The sequence below is a fragment of the Corynebacterium gottingense genome (assembly GCF_003693265.1).
GTDB lineage: Bacteria > Actinomycetota > Actinomycetes > Mycobacteriales > Mycobacteriaceae > Corynebacterium > Corynebacterium gottingense.
The window spans coordinates 28930-45089 of sequence record NZ_RDRE01000011.1 but is presented as its reverse complement, the minus strand read 5'-3'; the positions used below and the strand labels follow the sequence as shown (position 1 = coordinate 45089).

Below are 16160 nucleotides of genomic sequence, written 5' to 3'. Positions count from 1 at the left end.
TGAAAAGGACTAGCTCGGGAAAATCATTCCGTACTCCCGCTCGAGCGCCGCGATCCGCGCGTTGGCCTTCTCCTCGTCGTGGTCGCGGTCGAGCTCGTCCAGGATCGCGTGGCCCTTCGCGGCGAACTCGGCGGCGCGCGCCCGATTCCTTCGCACGCTGTCCAGGCTGGACCTCCATCGCGGGTGCGTCGGCACGGCTTCCTGGTTGAGGAGCCCCTCGGACTCGGCGAACTCGTACGTCCCGTCGGCGAACAGCCAGACCACCTCACCGGTCGCCCGGTCGACCAGGTACGTGGCCCGCTTATCGGTTTTCAGGTTGTGATGGTGCTGGCAGAGCGCGAAGAGGTTGTCCGGCGTCGTCGTGCCACCCCGGTCGAAGGGGATGCGGTGGTCCAGTTGACAGTCCGCCGCCGACCGGTGGCACCCCGGGAAAATACATGTGCCGTCGCGCGCCACGACGTAGCTGCGCATCTCCGCGGTCGGCGTGTAGCTCTCGGTACTTTTCCGCGAAATCTCGTCCAGGTCCACCTCGCGCGCACCGGCCCGTGCGATCCACTCGTCCAGCGCCGCCGTCGCCTCCGGCCCCGTCCACCCGCTCCCGGGCAGCTGCACCGGGTCGCCCGCCGCGCGCCCCTTCGGCGCGTAGACGTGGAGCACCGGGCTTACCGACGCCACCACCTCCCCCGTCAACAGCCGCACCACCGTCTCGGCCAACGTCAGCTTCTGCTCGCGCGCCACACGGAGAATGCTCTTCTTGCACTGGGCCGCGGTCACCTCGTCCGTGTTGAGCTGGACCACGGACTGCGACACCCCGCCCAAGACGAAGTCTGCGAACGTGACTGATGGCCCCGCAGCGGCTCGCTCTCGGCGGCGCTTCGGGTCGTAGGCGCGCTCCGGGTCGATCTGGCGGATGAGCTCGCGGATGCGTCTGGTGACGGTGTGTCTCCGGGGCATGTGCTGATCGGTTTTGGAGGGCGTGAAGAGGGCGGCCAAGGTGTCGTCGATAAGCGCGAAAGCCTCAGGGTCGACCTCCTCCCCGAGCTCGGCGAGCACCCGCTCGATGGCGGTGAGGTGCGACATGTCGAGCAGCTTCGTGCGGCAGTGGATCTCCTGGAGCTGGGGGAGGTGCCGCAGTGTGGCGTAGGCGAAGATGCCGTGTTCGACGAAGCCCTTGGACCACCCGGTGGCCTGCTGGATCTGGGTGACGCGCAGGTCGAAGTCCTCGATGTCGCCGTCGATGTACGGGGCGAAGACGGCGAAGTGGGCCTCGCGGGTGGCCTGGGCGGCGGAACTGAGTGGGTCGTCTGGTCGTTGGGTGCGGAAGTAGGTCGGTGGCGATGCGGTTGCGGTGGTCATGGTGTCCCCCCATCGAAGTGAAGTTTCCATCATGCTACCGAACGCACATACGACGCGCAAGGGTTATAGTGCGTCGACTCTGGCTACCAGGCAATATAGTGTTCGAATGTACGAAATTTAGATGTTGCGTTTGACGGTTGCGGGCACGCCCGCCACGAGGGAGTCCACGGTGATGGGCTGGCAGCCGGGACCGAACAGGGTGCGCGCCCCGATGTCCAGGATGGTGCAGTTGAAGTTCATGTAGCAGTCCGGTCCGAAGTGCGTGTTCGTGCCGTACTCCAGGTGGATCGCGGCCCACACGCTGGGGATTTCGCCGTTAGGGAACAATTCGGCCAAAAGTTCGCGGGCGCGCTTTGGGTCGGTATTGCTCGGAGCATTAAAGTCGCGGACCAGCGCCCAACCTGGCCCGTGGTCGGCCATCGCATGATCCTTCTTGCCACGTGGATCGCGGCCTGGATGATTTTCAGTGGGCGCAATCGGTCTTGTTAGGCTGATCACATGGGAAAGCAGCGAGTTGCAGTAGTTACTGGCGGTTCCGCGGGTATTGGTGCGGCGGCGGCCCGCGCGCTGGCGAAGGACGGGTGGCGCGTGGTCGTCGCGGCGCGTCGGCTGGACCGGTGCCGAGTGGTCGCCGAGGAGATCGGCGGGGTGGCGGCGGAGTTGGATGTGACGGATCAGGGGAGCGTCGATAGGCTTGCGGCCCAGCTGGAACGCGTTGACCTGGTAGTCAACAACGCGGGCGGCGCGAAGCAGCTGGACTATCTCAGGGACGCGAGCGATGCGGACTGGGAATGGATGTTTGCCACCAACGTGATGGGCACGATGCGCGTCACCCGCGCGCTGTATCCGCAGCTCAAGGAGTCGCAGGGGCTGGTGATCAATATCGGGTCGGTCGCGGGCACGGACGCCTACAAGGGCGGCGCCGGCTATAACGCGGCGAAGTACGGCCTGCGCGGCGCCACTCGCGCGTTCCGGCGCGAGGAGGCTGACCAGCGCATCCGCGTGACCGAGATCGACCCCGGCCGGGTGAAGACGGACTTTTCGCTCAACCGATTCGCCGGTGACCAGGAGAAGGCCGACGCGGTGTACGAGGGCAAACTCAATCTTTCCGCCGAGGACGTCGCGGAGGCGATCCGCTGGGTGGCCAGCTTGCCGCCGCACGTGAACATCGACAGTCTCAACATCATGCCGGTGGATCAGGCCGAGCGCTGACCTCGGCTAGAATGAGCGCATGATCTTGACTACGACTCCGACCGTTGAAGGTCGCACCATCAGTGAATACATGCGCGTGATTGGCGGCGAGACCGTCATTGGCATCAACCTCTACCGCAGCATGAGCGCCGGCTACAACCGCCCCGTGGAGATCGCGCAGGCCCGCGACGCCGCGCTCAACGAGCTGTGGAAGCGCGGCGAGGAGCTCGGCGCCGACGGCGTCATCTCCGTGGCCATCGACTACGAGCCGCTCGGCCCGGACGGCGGCGCCATGCTCGTCTCCGCGACCGGCACCGCGGTGAAGCTTGCCTAATATGGACGTTTCCATCTCCGGTGACTCGATCCGCCTCGGCCAGTTCCTCAAGCTGGCCAACCTCGTCGAGTCCGGCGGCCACGCCAAGGAGGCTATCGCTGCGGGCGACGTCGCCGTCAACGGGGAGGTGGTGACGTCGAGAAGCCATTTGCTTTACGACGCCGACGTGGTCTCCCTCGACTCCACCACCGCCACCGTCGTCTGCGGCGGGGAGGAAGACGACTACTTCGACGAACGCACCGCCAACGACGACTTCGACCCGGAGAAGTGGCGCAACCTCCCCTAACCCGAACCTGCAAAGGAGCCTTGCATGCCCGCTTTCAGCGCGGAACCCGGTATGCCGTACTGGCAGGACCTGCTCACGCCTGACGTGCAGAAATCCACCTACTTTTACTCCAAACTCCTCGGCTGGGAGACCTCCGGCGAGGACTACCTGGTGGCCAAGAAGGAGGGGCTCCCGGTCGCGGGCATCGTGCCGGGCGAGAAGCCGGCGTGGGTGACCTATTTCCTGGGCGGTGCCCCGGTGGAAAAGTTTGGCGGAAAAGTTGTGGCGTCCTCCGAGGTCTCCCTGGGCCGGATGCAGGTGTGCCAGGACCCGGCGGGCGGCCTGTTCGGTCTGATCGACCCGGCCGGTGAGGAGCAGTTCGTCGCTGCCGGCGAGCCGGGCGTGCCGGTCTGGTACGAGTACAGCGCCCCGGATCTCGCGGCGATCGACTTCTACGGCGACCTGTTTGACTGGGAGATCAAGGAGTCGGACGGCTACTACCTGGCGCTCGCGGAGGGCGCGCCGTTTTTGGGCATGCGCGTGCAGGAGCAGCACGCGGGCTGGCAGAGCTTCTTCGGCGTGGCGAACATTTCGCAGGCGCGCCAGGAGATCGGCATGCTGGGCGGGGAGGTGCTCGCCGGTCCTGGCGATAGCCCCTTCGGGCCGATGCTGGCCATGCGCGACTCCGCCGGCGCCGCCTCCTTCCTCGTCGAGGCCCCCGAGCCCGCCCCGGAGGACTTCAGCGAGGCCGACTCGGTCCTAGATTTCTAAAGAACTCCGCGAGGTCCCGGACGCGACGCCGGGCCTCAGCCGGGGTCTGGATGTAGTGCGTCGAGTGGTACTCGTGGGCGTCGGAAATCTTTGCCCCGAGCTCGTCCTTCGTCCCTACCTGGATAAATGTGGGCACGCCCAGGTCCGCAACTTTTGTGGGAAAAGTGAGGGCTAGGGCATCGACGTCGCGCGGCAGCCGCTCGCTGCCCGTGGAAAACGCCCACACCGCGACCGTTTCCGCGCCCTGCTCGCGGGCGAATGCCACCGCGTCGTCGGGCCGGTCCGACACCAGCACGGTGGCGCCCGACAGCTGCGCCACCGCCGCCGCCTCCGGCCGGAACCAGTGCTCCATCGCACTGTCCGGCCCGTCCCACAGCGCGATCACCCAGGTCGCGGCGTCGTCGCCGTACAGCTCGCCGAGCGGGCAGCTTCTCGACGCCACCTCGCCCGTATACGCAACGCCCGGCATCGTATGGTCCACCGCGGACCCCAGCATGAGCATGGCCGCGTGCGTGATCCTGTCCGGCAGCAGCGCCAGGTACTGGGGCGAGTCCGGGTCGTACGTCGCCTCGATGTAGGAGACGAGCTGCTCCAACTGCAGCGCGTCCGGCAGCGGGCGGTCCACGCCGCCGACGTTGAAGTCCGGGTCGCCCTGGACGTTCTCCGGGTACTCGTCTACCAAATCTTCACCCTGTCCTCGGGGGCGATCCACATGGCGGAGCCCTCCTCGACGTCGAAGGCCTGGTAAAGCTCGTCGATATTTGCGGCGATCACGTTGCAGCGGAACTCGTTCGGGGCGTGCGGGTCGATGGCCAGCAGCTGCGCGGCCATCTCCGGGCGGGTCTTGGAGCGCCACACGCGCGCCCACGCCTTGAACAGCGCCTCGAAGTCGGGGTTCTGCTCGTAGTTGCGGTACGCCACGACGGCGATGCCGAGCCCGCCGAGGTCACCAATATTCTCGCCGAGGGTGAACTCGCCGTTGACGCCCTGCGTCTCGGTCCCCTCGAGCACGGACGGTACGAGGCCGTTGAACTGCTCGACCAGCTTGGCGGTCAGGGCCTCGAAGGCCTCGCGGTCCTCGTCGGTCCACCAGGAGTTGAGATTGCCCGCGCCGTCGTAACGCGAGCCCTGGTCATCAAAGCCGTGGCCGATCTCGTGGCCGATTACCGCGCCGATCGCGCCGAAGTTCTCGGCCGCGCTGGCGTCCGGGTCGAAGAAGGGCGGCTGCAGGATCGCGGCCGGGAAGGTGATGTCATTGACCACCGGGTTGTAGAAGGCGTTGACGGTCTGCGGGGTGGTGACCCACTCGTTGCGGTCCGCCGGCTTGCCAATCTTGTCCAGCTGGTAGTCGTGCTCGAAGGCGGAGCCGCGGCGCACGTTGGCCACCAGGTCGGCGCCGCTGGTGGAGAACTCGAGCCCGTCGAAGCTGCGCCAGTTGTCGGGGTAGCCGATCTTGGCGGTGAACTGGTCCAGCTTCTCCAGCGCGCGCTCGCGGGTGCCTTCCGTCATCCAGTCCAGCGCCGAGATCCGCTCGCGGTACGCGGCGACCAGGTAGTCCACCAGCTTGAGCATGTGCTCCTTGCTGGAGGGCGGGAAGTGCTTCTCCACGTAGCGTTGCCCAATCTCCTCGCCCACGAGGGACTCGGCTAGCCCGACGGCGCGCTTCCAGCGGTCCCGTTGCTCGGTCGCGCCGGAGAGCGTGGTGCCGTAGAACTCGAAGTTCGCGGCGCCGATCTCCTCGGTGAGGAGGCCAGCGCGGGTGCGCAGGATGTTCCAGACGGCCCACAGCTGCCAATCGGCGAGCGTCTCCGGGCGGAGCATGCCCTCGAGGTCCTCGGTGTAGGACGGCATCATGTTGATCACGGTGTCGTCGGGAAGCCCGGAGGCGCGCAGCAGCGCCTGCACGTGGGCGGGCAGTGCGTCGAGCGTGGTCGGGTTGTAGGTGGCCATGGCGTCGCGGGAGCGCACCACGTCCCAGTGGCTGCCCGCCAGCTGCGTCTCCAGGTTGAGGATGCGCTCGGCCGCCAGCTCCGGCGTCAGGCCGAGCAGGTACTTCGGGTCCAGCACGCCGAGCATGCGTGCCACGTGCTCCTTGTATGCGGCGAGCGTTTCGGCGTGTTCCTCGGAGCGGTAGTAGGCCTCATCGGGCAGTCCCAGGCCGGACTGGATGAGGTACGGCACGGAGTCCTCGCCCTGCGAGTCCTTCGCTACCCAGTAGGTCAGCGGGCCGCCGACGCCGCTGCGCTCGAGGGCGCCGAGCGCCGCGACGAACTCCTCGACGGTGGTCACGGACAGCGCGTCCAGGTCCTCCTGGAGCGTGGCCGTGCCAGCGGCGTTGATGGCGTCGGTGTCCATGAAGGAGGTGTACAGGTCGCCCCCGCGGCCCGCGCCCTCCTGCAGCAGCTCGTGGACGTCCTCCTCCGACTTGTCGCGCAGCGCGTAGAAGGATCCGTCGATGCCGCGGTCGGCGGGGATCTCGTGCTCGCGCACCCAGTCCCCGTTGACTAGCTCAAATAGGTCATGCATGCCCCCACTGTAACGGGTTTAGGCGTGCGAGATGATCCAGTTCGACGCTTCCTGCTGGTCCGCCAGCGTGTACTGGCCGTGGGCGCCCATGCCGGTGAACACGCCCAGCGCGCCGATGCCCAGGTTGCTCAGCAGGACGTTGAACTTTTTCAGCGGAAGTTTGCCGGCGCGCAGGTCGGTGGCCAGTGCGGGCTCGACAAGCGGGCGGTACTGGGCGTCAGTGGAGCAGACGATGTCGCGCGGGTTGCAGATCTCCAGGACCCGCTCGCCGAGCTCGCCGTAGCCGCCCTTGAGCTCGCCGAGCGCGCCGCGGGACTCGGGGGCCGTGATGCGGGAGAGGACCGCGCCGTTGCCGCCCTGGTACGGGTTGGCAAACAAGGCGGCGGAGTCGACCCGGTCCGGGGTAATTGGGCCGTTGCCGTGGGCGATGTCTCGCAGGAGGCGCGACGCAATGTCCGCGCCGAGCGAGTAGCCGGTGAAGCTGAAGGTGGCGCCCGGGCAGGAGGCGGAGAGGCGCTTCACGGTGCGCACCGTCTCGTTGTACCCGTCCGCGGAGGATGCGTAGTAGTTGTTCGCCGCAAACGGGGTGGCGCTGTAGGACACCCACAGCGGCTGGACGCTCCCGCCCGTCCCCAGCTGGGTGAAGATGCCGGTGAGGAACACGTTGCCGCCGTGCGGCACCGCGTTGGGGATGCCGGGGGCGGTGTTGGCACCGCCCGGGATGGCAATGAGGTACTGGTCGGTGCAGCCCTGCTGCTCCACCAGCTGGCCAGCGTTGTCGGACGGCTGGATGGGCGCGGGGACCGCCTGCTCATCGGCCGCGGCGGCGGTCGGCGCCAGGGCGATGAGGGCAGCGGCAACTGCGGCAGCGAGACGGGAACGGCGCATTCGTCTTACTCTTCCGGGTCACGGATCTTCATCGGGCCCGGAGTCCACCAGCCCGATCGGACGACCTCATCGTAATCTATCTGCGCGTTGTTTGGGACATCGCCGACGGAGTTCGTCCTGCGCTCGTACTTCGCGGCGGAACCCCAGTCGCGCTGCCAGTCGTTGCGCAGGTAGCCGGGGATCTCGTAGGAGTAGTTCACGGCCTCCGCGGTGGACAGCGCGCCGCCGCCCAAGAAATCCATGAAGCCGGACAGCTGCTGCTTGCCCGGGGCGTCCGGCATGATGCGGTACTCCGGGATCTCGGTCACGCCGGCGTAGTGGCTGAACGTGCGCTGGCACGGGTACTGGAAGGCGACGGACCAGTCGAGCAGGCCGGGGGTGTTTGCGTCGAAGCGCTCGTTGAGCGGGGACAGGTGCGGGTTGCGCAGCGGGGTGATGGCCAGCCAGTCCTCCTGGGCAAGCGAGGCGTCCTCGGCCACCAGGCGCGCCACGTCCGCGTCCTCCGGCAGGTCCGCCAGCGGCAGGCGCAGGTTGCGCCACAGCGGGGTCGGGCCCTGGTCCAGCATCTCCTTCTCGCCCAGCTTGGTGATGCTGCCGTCGTCGGCGCGCTTGCCGTACTCCAGGACCAGCTCGGTGCCTTCCTGCTCGACGCCGTTGATGTCGTGGTGCTTGATGCGACCGGCGACGGAAGTGACGAGGAGCGGGGAATCGTCGTGAAGCTCCGGCAGCTCGTACCAGGAGGTCTTGAGCTTGGCGGACGCCTTCGGCTCGTCCTCGAAGGTGCCCAGCACCGGCACGCGCGTGTAGTCCAGGTTGAACGGCAGGCGGACGGTGGAGCCGTTGATGCCGCGCATGGACTTCGGGCGGTTGCCCTGCGTGTGCGTCGTGGTGGTGGATTGCGCCTCCTCGGTCAGGTCCTTGGAGTCCGGCGCGTCCTCCTCCGTCTCCGTGCCGTCGGTGCCAGCGCTTGTCGACGACGCGTCCTTCTCCACCGCCGACGCCTCCGAGCGCGATTCCTGCTGCGTATCGGAGGAGTTCGCGTTCTCGCTGACGATGAAGGCCGGCACGCCGTCGGGCGTGAACCCGCGGTTCTCGTCGCCGGAGTCGAGCGACTTGCCCAGCGGGACGCCGTCGGCCGGGGTGAGGAAGGAATCGTTGGTGTCGTCCTCCAGCAGTACATCGTTTGCAAGCGCGCAGGTGTCGCCGGCAAACGACTTCACGTTGCCCATGCCCACCGAGTACGCGGGGGCCTGGGACGCGAACGCCTTAGCAAAGGTGAGGCAGGAGAAGGCGACCATCGCCACCGCCATCACGGCGATGGGGGCGGCCATGATGCCGGTCCAGGCCCCGCCGACGCGCTTCTCGGTCTGGTCCTTGCGGAAGGACTGGACCACGCCCACCAGGGCAACGAGCAGGGCGAGGATGAGCACGACCTTATTCGCCTCGACCGCCTTGATCTGGACCGTCTTATCCCACCACGGGACGCCGAAGGAGGAAACGTACCACCAGGCGTTCCAGCCGGCGAGGGTGAGCGCCATGAGGAACAGGACCGCGGCGATGGCGAAGGTGCGGTTGCGCTTGGACTGCAGCGCGATGTGGGAAAGTACCACGGCGCCGAGCGCGGCAACCGCGCCGCCCAGGCCCGCGTAGATGCCAAAGTGGTGGGTCCACTTCGTCGGCGTGAACATGAGGAAGAACGTGGACAGGCCCACGATCAGCAGCATCCGCAGCGTCACGTCCTTGGCCACCCCGGGCACCTTGCCAAAGCGGGCGACCGCCCAGGAGATAAGGATGAGGCAGAAGAAGAACACGAACATGGGGAAGCGGCGCGACATCGCGCCGTCCACGGACTGCTGGAAGAGCGTGCCGTAGCGGACCCACTCGGAGAACCACTCGAGGGCCGGGCCGACCTGGCTGCGCACCGACGTGGACTCGAGCACGGTGGCCAGCGTCTGGTCTTTGAAGATAGGCACGAACACCGCCAGGCCGGCACCCAGGAACACGGCCACGTAGGCCAGGCCGGGGGCGATGTGGCGGCGCCGGTTCATGATGCGGAACACGGCCGGCAGGCTGACCAGGAAGATGCCCACGGCGGCGAGGCCGGTCGGGCCACAGGCCAGGGTGATCGCCGCGGTCACCGTGCCCCACGCGGCGGGGGCGAGCCGGCCGGAGGCGATGGAGCGCTCGAACATGGCCCAGGTGGCAATCACGCCGAGCGCGATGATCGGCTCCGGGCGCAGCCCGTTGTTGTACGGCAGCCAGAACGCCAGGAAGACGAAGGCGGCGGTCCAGTGGGCCACCTTGCGGTCTGCCACCACCGAGCCGAGGCGAGGGAGGATCTCGCGCGAGAGGATCCACCAGGTGAGGACCGCGGCGAGCAGCGTGGGCAGGCGCATCCACATGGACGCGGTGGTCACCTTGGACAGCAGGGCGAGGACGTCGTAGAACGGGGAGCCGAACGGGGCCTCGGGCACGCCGTACCAGCGGTAGTAGTTCGCCATGTAGTCCGAGTCGTTGGACACGCGGGCCATGGTGAGCAGGAAGCCGTCGTCGGAGGTGTTCGCGCCGAAGACGTGCCAGAACGCGAGGATGGCGAGCACGACGGCGTCGAGAAGCGTGAAGGTGCGCCAGCGGGGGCCGAAGGCGGGCAGGTGCTTCCCGTCGTAGCGGTCCAGGCGGCGCAGGGCCCACAGGCCGATCAGGGCGGCGACGAGGCCGCCGACCATGCTGAGCAGCTTGACGGTGGTGGGGGAGGAGGTGAAGCGAGAGTTCACGTCGACGGTGGCGGTAAGGCCGGCGTCGATAAGCTTCTGCGAAGCCTCGGGCTTGAGCTCGGTGTACAGGCCGGTGAGCTGGGGCCTGTAGTCATCGTCCGACTCCTCCACGAAGGTGGTGCCGGGGATGGCGGCGGTCATGCCCTCGTCGGTCTGGCGGATCTCCAGGCGCGCGTCGGCGGGCAGGGAGCGGACCTCGTCGGGGGTCAGCTCGAAGACGACGTCATTGAGCGAGGAGACCACCAGGCCGCCCTCGGGGGCGGTGATGAACAGGCCGCGGTCCGTCGCCTCCTTGGAGGATTCCGGGAGGGTGGACAGGATCGTGGTCTGGTCATCGCGCAGCTCGTCGACCGCGCTGAGCGGGATGGTCAGCGACACGTCCTGCGGCGCGAGCGAGATCAGCGGCGCGTTGACGGAGGCGACGCTGCCCTGCTGCGGCCAGGAAATCTTCGACTGCACCTGGTTGACGGGCAGGAAGGGGGTGAAGACCAGCAGGACGAAGGCGATCAGACCGGAAACGATCGCGGTGTAGACCAGCGACTTCGGAGCTTTTGGTTGAACATTTGAAACGGTTGCCACGAACAGTCACCTTACTGTGACTGACGCGCTATGTACGCACCACTACCGCGAACGGGCCGATCTGCTCCACGTCCCAGTCGCCGCCCTCGAACGCCTTCGGGTTGAAGAAGATGCCCTCGTAGCGGACGTTCGGCTGGTTGGGGAAGATGTCGTGCGCGATGTGCGTCTTGAACCCGGCCTCCGGGTCGTCCACGTCGCCGCGGAAGATGAAGGCGGCGGGCGGCTCCCACTTCGCGCCGTCGATGGCCGCGGTGAGCTCCTCGGGGTGGTCCCAGGACAGCTGCGACCAGGCGGCCAGGGCGTCGTTGCGCTGGTCGTACTCGCCGAGCGGGTTGGCGTAGTGGCTGGTAAACGCGTTGAAGCCGAAGAAGGGGTGGAACGCCATGAAGTTGATCTCATCGGTGTAGACCACCGCCTGGTTGGGGGCGTGCCCGTGCGACTCGATCAGCTCCGAGATTTCGCCGTAGTACTTCGCCGCGTTGGGCGGGAAGCGGTCGGCGCGCTCGCCGAAGCCGTCAGTATCCGCGTAGGCCTGGTCGATGTGCGACTCGTTCTCGGCCGGGATCTGCTGCACGTACGCCAGGCACGCGCCGGCGAGCACGACCATGACGATGGCCATGATGCCGCGGATGGACTCCGGGGAGAACCGCGCCGGGTAGAAGTAGTCCAGCCCGACCAGGCAGGCGTCCATCACGCCGATCACGCCCGCGGTCGCGAACACCTCGATCACCAGCACCTCGATGCGGAACCCGAGCAGTGAGGTGCCCACCAGGGTGGCGGACATGGACGCCAGGCACCAGGCGTAGCAAACAATCGCGGCAATGCCTAACGACGCCACCTCTTTGTCCACCGCGCGCACCACCAGAAAGATCAGACCGAAGAAGGAAAGGACGCCGATAACGGAGAAGGACAGGAACGGCAGCGGGTAGGCCGTGCCTTCCTCCGGCAGGAAGTGGTTGGCGGTGGACTTCACCTCGTAGTCGCCGAACAGCACGTTGTAGAGGTACGGTGCCCAGCTCAGCAGCGCGATGACCATGGAGCACACGCCAATGACGCACAGCCGGCCGATCACCCGGAAGTTGCGGTCCTGCATGACGCACTCCACCACCGCGAGCGCGACCACCAGCAGCGCGGCGACCGCGGTGAACAGGGTGTAGAAGCAGGCGGAGAGGCCCAGGTAGAGCACCATGAAGATGATGGCGTTGCGGGAGCCGAGGAGCGCGCGGCGGGCGATGATGGCGGCCGCGGGGAAGAACATGGCGACGATGGCCGCGTACGGCTCGTCCGGCGTCTCCGTCAGGACGATCGCGGTGGTGACGGTGGCGATGGTGCACGCGACCGGCAGCGAGCCGGTGATCTTCTGCCAGATCGGGGTGAGCATGGCCGCGCCCGCCGCCAGGGTGATCAGCGCCCAGGGCTGGAAGACCTCCCAGCCCGGGATGCCCAGCAGGTCCGCCACGCGCCCGCCGGCCCAGAACCAGCCCATTGGGTAGAAGGTGGGCAGGTCCTTGTAGCTCATGTCCGCGTTCGCCGCGGTCTCCGTCATGCGCGACAGGAACTGGGTGCGGAAGCCCTGGTCCACCTGGATGCCATCCAGCCACAGGCGGGTCGCCGCCAGCGGGATGGCCAGCGAGGTGATCACCAGCGCTGGGGCAGTGACATACATCATCACCGCCTTCGGCCAGGTGCGCTTGCCGCGAAGCCAGCCGATGCAGCAGACCAGGGTGGCGCCGAGGATGACAAACGAGCCCGCCGTGGACAGCGCGCGCGTGGACATGGACCGGTTGAACGCCGGCAGGGAGATGGAGTGGAGCACAAACCAGGCGAGTGTGGTCACCGCGGCGGCCGCGAACCCGGCGGCGAGGGTGAGGATGAGCGTCTTCCGCGCGGAAAGTGCGTCGGGTTCATAGCCGGTGGTGCGCAGCCCAAACGTGGGGTCTACCGAAGTTTCAGGTGCAACTGTCGTGCTCATGCCCTCTAGTTTCGCACAAACCTGGCGGGTGCTACTCGACACCTCGCTCAGACAGGAACATCAAGATGGCGCGCACCCGCCGATTGTCCTCGTCCGGGGTGAGACCCAGCTTGGAAAAGATGCTGGAGACGTGCTTCGCCACCGCCGCCGACGAGAGGAAAAGTTTGGCCGAAATTTCGGCGTTGGACAGCCCTTCCGCCATGAGCTCGAGGACCTCGAGCTCGCGCGGGGTCAGCGCGCGCAGCCACGGGGCGCTGGCGTGCATGAGGGAGCTGGCCACCTCCGGGTCGATGACCACGCCGCCGCCGGCGACGGTTTCGCAGGTGGTGATGAAGTCCGCCACCTCGGCGACCCGGTCCTTGAGCAGGTAGCCCGTGCCGCCGCCGAACTTTTGGCCGAAAAGTTCGCGGGCGTACGGCGCGGCGACGTATTGGGACAGGACCAGCACGTTTAGGCCCGGGTGGCGCTCGCGGAGCTCCAGGGCGGTGGTGAGTCCGTCGTCGCGCATGTTCGGTGGCATGCGGACATCGGTGATGAGGAGGTCGGGGAGGGGTGTGGCGTCGATAAGCGAGGCGAGCTCCTCGGCGTCGCAGGCCTCGCCGACGATGTCGTGGCCGCGCCGGGTGAGCAGGCCGGCCACGCCCTCGCGCAGCAGCGCGGAATCGTCTGCAACCACAATCTTCACAGCGCCACCCCGCTTTCGCCGCGGAAAAGTAAGAGCGGGATGCGCGCCGCGACGGTGGTCGGGCCGCCGGCCGGCGAGTTCAACTCGACGTTTCCGCCGAACGCGGCAACGCGCTCGCGCATCCCGTCGAGGCCGCCGCCCGGAAGGAAGTGCGCGCCGCCGTCGCCCTGGTCCGTGACCACGACGTTGAGCGTGTCGTCGCAGGTGATAAGGATGTGGACGGGGTGCCCTTTCGCATATTTCGCCGCATTCGTGAGCGCCTCGGTGGCGAAGAAGTAGGCGGCGGCGAGCACGGATGCGTCAATGGCGGGCAGTGGGTGCGGGGCGCGGACCCGCACGTGGGGGCCGTACTGGGAAGCTGCAGTCTCCACCGCCGCGACCAGGCCCCGGTCGGTGAGCTCGCTGGGGTGGATACCGCGGACGGTGCGTCGCAGGGTTTCCAGGCCGCGCTTGAGGTCGGCCGCGGCGTCGTCGAGAAGCGCCCGGGTGCTCCCGTCAGTGTCGATCCGCGCCTCGCCCACCTTCATCGCAGCGGCGACGAAGTGTTGCTGCGCGCCGTCGTGCAGGTCGCGCTCGATGCGCAGCCGCTCCACCTCGTAGGCCTCGGCGATCCTGCGCCGAGACGCCGTGAGCTGGTGAACTCGTCTGGCGGCCGTCGCCTCGTTGCTCGCTCGTTTCCTCCACCTCATACCTGCATACAGTAGCGAGGTAGTGCTAGCACTACCCGATTTTTGGGCGCGAGCACCATGGTGAAACTTTTCGGCCAAAAGTTGAATGGAAGCATGCTCACTCTCACAGACATCACAAAATCATTCACCAGGCAGCGCGTCCTCGAGGGCGTGAGCCTTCAGGTCCAAGCCGGCGAATCGCTCGCCGTGATGGGGCCGTCGGGCTCCGGCAAGTCGACGCTCTTGCACTGCATGTCCGGCGTGCTCACCCCGGACTCCGGCGAGGTGGTCTTCGATGGCACCAACATCGCAGCGCTTGACGACGCCGCGCGGTCCAAACTTCGCCTCAACCACTTCGGCTTCATCTTTCAGGATGGTCAGCTGCTGCCGGAACTCACCGCCACCGAGAACGTGGCGCTACCCCAGATCATGCGAGGCACCTCGAGAAAAGAGGCCCACGAGCAGGCGGACGACATGCTCACCCGCCTGGGGTTGGGGAACTTCACGTCAAGGTTCCCAGGCCAGCTCTCCGGCGGGCAGGCGCAAAGGGTCGCGATCGCCCGGGCGCTCGCCGGCCCGCCGAAGGTGGTCTTCGCCGACGAGCCGACCGCGGCGCTGGACCAGGCCACCGGGCATGAGGTGATGCAGGAGATCGTGGCAGTGGCGCAGAAGTTCGGCGTCACTCTCGTCCTGGTCACGCACGACCCGAAGATCGCGGCCTGGTGTAACCGGCGCATCGAGATCCGCGACGGTCTCATTCACTCGGAGGTGACGGCATGAGCGCAACCACACTTCTCAAGGCGACCAACGTGCAGTCGAAGGACGCGCTGGCGCAGAAGCATTCCGGCGAGCGCTGGGTGCGGACACTTTCCGTAGTTGCGCTGGCGGTCGCGACGTGGATGCTGTGCACCCTCGCCGGCGGCACGTGGATGTTCGTGGAGCGCGACAGGCAATACCCGGACATCGGCGGCGACATCGACATACCGCTGCTCTACATCGGGCTCGCGCTCTTCGCGTGCGCGCTGCTCGTCCCCACCCTGCTCACCCTGCTCACGCAGGCGGCGCGGGCAGACCTGAGCGGGCGCGAGCAACAGCTAGCGGTGTTAAGGCTTATCGGCGCGACCGCAGGTGAGGTGCGAGGCATGATGATCCTGGAGGCGCTACGCAGGGCCTTCGTCGGGTTGAGCATCGGCACGGCGGCCTACGTAGCGAGCGTGCCAGCCTGGTCAGCGCTTTCCTTTCAAGGAGCACAGATCGGCACCTGGGAAATGTTCACCTGGTGGGTCGTGCCGATCGCGTGGACGGCCATCGCGCTGCTCGCCGCGGGTTCCGTGTGGCGCGCGCTGCAGCAGGTGGCGGTCACACCGCTCGGCGTGACCAAGCGCGTGCCGCACCCCGGGCAGAAGATAATCACCACGGTGTGCGCTGTCGCCGCAGCAATCGCTCTGTACATCTGGCTTGATCGACACCCGGTCGCGCCGGAGGCCGATTTCGCGGACATCCTGGTAGCACTCGTCGTCTTCATCGGGTTCTTGGTGGTGAACACGCTGATCGCCGTCGGAGTGATCCAGATTGTGGCGCGCCTAAGCTACCGAATCCCAGGAGCGTACAACTACGTAGCGACGCGCCGAGTGGGCCGCGGCGCGAAGAACACGTGGCGCAGGTGCAGCGCGCTGTTCTTCGTCGCGTTCACTGCCGGGGTGGCCGGGGCATTCCAGGGCATCGCGGAAAGTGAGGTGGCCCCCGAGGAGGCGCTCATCGTGCAAGATCTGCCCAAGGGCATCGCCATCACGGTGCTCTTCGGCGCGGTACTACTGGTGCTGTTCACCCTGCTGACGCAGGCGCTCGCGGTGGTGGAGCAGAAGCAGCTGACCAAGTCGCTCCACTTCATCGGTGCGGCACCAACTTTTCACACAAAAGTTGCGGTGCGCGAAATTGGCGTGCCGATGGTGGTCGCAGCGCTGCTGGGATTTGGTCAAGGCGTGCTCGTCGGCCTGGTCATGGTCGGGGCAACGCCCGACGGGATCGCAACCGTACTGTTTTTCGGCGCGCTCATCGCGCTCGCTCTGGTCGGCTGCCTTGGTGCCGTGGTTGCCACCGGCCGTCTCCGCGCAAAGGTGCTCGCGGAAACCGGCAGGGCAAAGGACTAGT

General features: G+C 67.1%; 15 protein-coding genes. 6 read left to right on the top strand and 9 right to left on the bottom strand.

Features of this window, described 5'->3' with window-relative positions:
• Nucleotides 1–9: 9 nt before the first annotated feature.
• Together EAW56_RS07985 and EAW56_RS07980 are read right to left on the bottom strand one after the other, a co-directional pair.
• On the bottom strand, nucleotides 10–1356 hold the full coding sequence (locus EAW56_RS07985; protein ID WP_122086032.1) for an HNH endonuclease signature motif containing protein: 1347 nt from the start codon (nucleotides 1354–1356) through the stop codon (nucleotides 10–12).
• A 117-nt stretch (nucleotides 1357–1473) separates the two neighbouring features.
• Nucleotides 1474–1776, bottom strand: coding sequence for an LbetaH domain-containing protein (locus tag EAW56_RS07980; RefSeq protein WP_122086031.1), 303 nt, complete (start codon nucleotides 1774–1776; stop codon nucleotides 1474–1476).
• A 78-nt stretch (nucleotides 1777–1854) separates the two neighbouring features.
• Between EAW56_RS07980 and EAW56_RS07975 the strand changes: the two genes are divergently transcribed.
• Genes EAW56_RS07975 through EAW56_RS07960 form a run of 4 tightly spaced genes read left to right on the top strand, consistent with a single transcriptional unit; the run spans nucleotide 1855 to nucleotide 3917 of the window.
• A complete protein-coding gene (locus tag EAW56_RS07975) occupies nucleotides 1855–2568 on the top strand; it encodes an SDR family oxidoreductase (protein ID WP_122086029.1) in 714 nt (237 codons plus the stop codon).
• 19 nt (nucleotides 2569–2587) lie between these two features.
• Nucleotides 2588–2881, top strand: coding sequence for a heavy metal-binding domain-containing protein (locus EAW56_RS07970; protein ID WP_095275276.1), 294 nt, complete (start codon nucleotides 2588–2590; stop codon nucleotides 2879–2881).
• Nucleotide 2882: 1 nt separating this feature from the next.
• Nucleotides 2883–3167: an RNA-binding S4 domain-containing protein gene (locus EAW56_RS07965; protein WP_095535870.1), complete on the top strand. Its 285-nt coding sequence runs from the start codon at nucleotides 2883–2885 to the stop codon at nucleotides 3165–3167.
• Nucleotides 3168–3191: 24 nt separating this feature from the next.
• Nucleotides 3192–3917 carry a VOC family protein gene (locus EAW56_RS07960; protein WP_122086028.1) on the top strand — a complete coding sequence of 242 codons (726 nt, stop codon included), beginning with the start codon at nucleotides 3192–3194 and terminating at the stop codon, nucleotides 3915–3917.
• On the opposite strand, the gene EAW56_RS07955 is transcribed toward EAW56_RS07960, so the two are convergent.
• The 7 genes from EAW56_RS07955 to EAW56_RS07925 are packed head-to-tail and all read right to left on the bottom strand — an operon-like array spanning nucleotide 3886 to nucleotide 14030.
• Nucleotides 3886–4629: an alpha/beta hydrolase gene (locus tag EAW56_RS07955; protein ID WP_122086026.1), complete on the bottom strand. Its 744-nt coding sequence runs from the start codon at nucleotides 4627–4629 to the stop codon at nucleotides 3886–3888. The genes EAW56_RS07960 and EAW56_RS07955 overlap by 32 nt on opposite strands.
• Nucleotides 4593–6443, bottom strand: a complete 1851-nt coding sequence (locus EAW56_RS07950) for a M13 family metallopeptidase (RefSeq protein WP_122086024.1) — start codon at nucleotides 6441–6443, stop codon at nucleotides 4593–4595. The genes EAW56_RS07955 and EAW56_RS07950 overlap by 37 nt, the downstream gene beginning before the upstream one ends.
• Nucleotides 6444–6461: 18 nt before the next feature.
• On the bottom strand, nucleotides 6462–7331 hold the full coding sequence (locus tag EAW56_RS07945) for a cutinase family protein (protein ID WP_095275271.1): 870 nt from the start codon (nucleotides 7329–7331) through the stop codon (nucleotides 6462–6464).
• A 5-nt stretch (nucleotides 7332–7336) separates the two neighbouring features.
• Nucleotides 7337–10684, bottom strand: coding sequence for an arabinosyltransferase domain-containing protein (locus EAW56_RS07940; RefSeq protein ID WP_122086023.1), 3348 nt, complete (start codon nucleotides 10682–10684; stop codon nucleotides 7337–7339).
• Between the two features lie 28 nt (nucleotides 10685–10712).
• Entirely contained in the window at nucleotides 10713–12656 is a 1944-nt protein-coding gene (locus EAW56_RS07935) for a galactan 5-O-arabinofuranosyltransferase (protein WP_122086021.1), read from the bottom strand.
• A gap of 31 nt (nucleotides 12657–12687) precedes the next feature.
• Nucleotides 12688–13341: a response regulator transcription factor gene (locus EAW56_RS07930; RefSeq protein ID WP_122086020.1), complete on the bottom strand. Its 654-nt coding sequence runs from the start codon at nucleotides 13339–13341 to the stop codon at nucleotides 12688–12690.
• On the bottom strand, nucleotides 13338–14030 hold the full coding sequence (locus EAW56_RS07925) for a sensor histidine kinase (RefSeq protein ID WP_122086018.1): 693 nt from the start codon (nucleotides 14028–14030) through the stop codon (nucleotides 13338–13340). Before EAW56_RS07925 ends, EAW56_RS07930 begins: the two co-directional genes overlap by 4 nt.
• Nucleotides 14031–14123: 93 nt before the next feature.
• Here EAW56_RS07925 and EAW56_RS07920 point away from each other — a divergent pair, with 93 nt between their 5' ends.
• On the top strand, nucleotides 14124–14789 hold the full coding sequence (locus EAW56_RS07920; protein WP_240510561.1) for an ABC transporter ATP-binding protein: 666 nt from the start codon (nucleotides 14124–14126) through the stop codon (nucleotides 14787–14789).
• The gene (locus EAW56_RS07915; RefSeq protein WP_122086017.1) at nucleotides 14786–16159 is read left to right on the top strand and encodes an FtsX-like permease family protein; all 1374 of its coding nucleotides are present in this window, start codon (nucleotides 14786–14788) and stop codon (nucleotides 16157–16159) included. The genes EAW56_RS07920 and EAW56_RS07915 overlap by 4 nt, the downstream gene beginning before the upstream one ends.
• Nucleotide 16160: the final 1 nt, after the last annotated feature.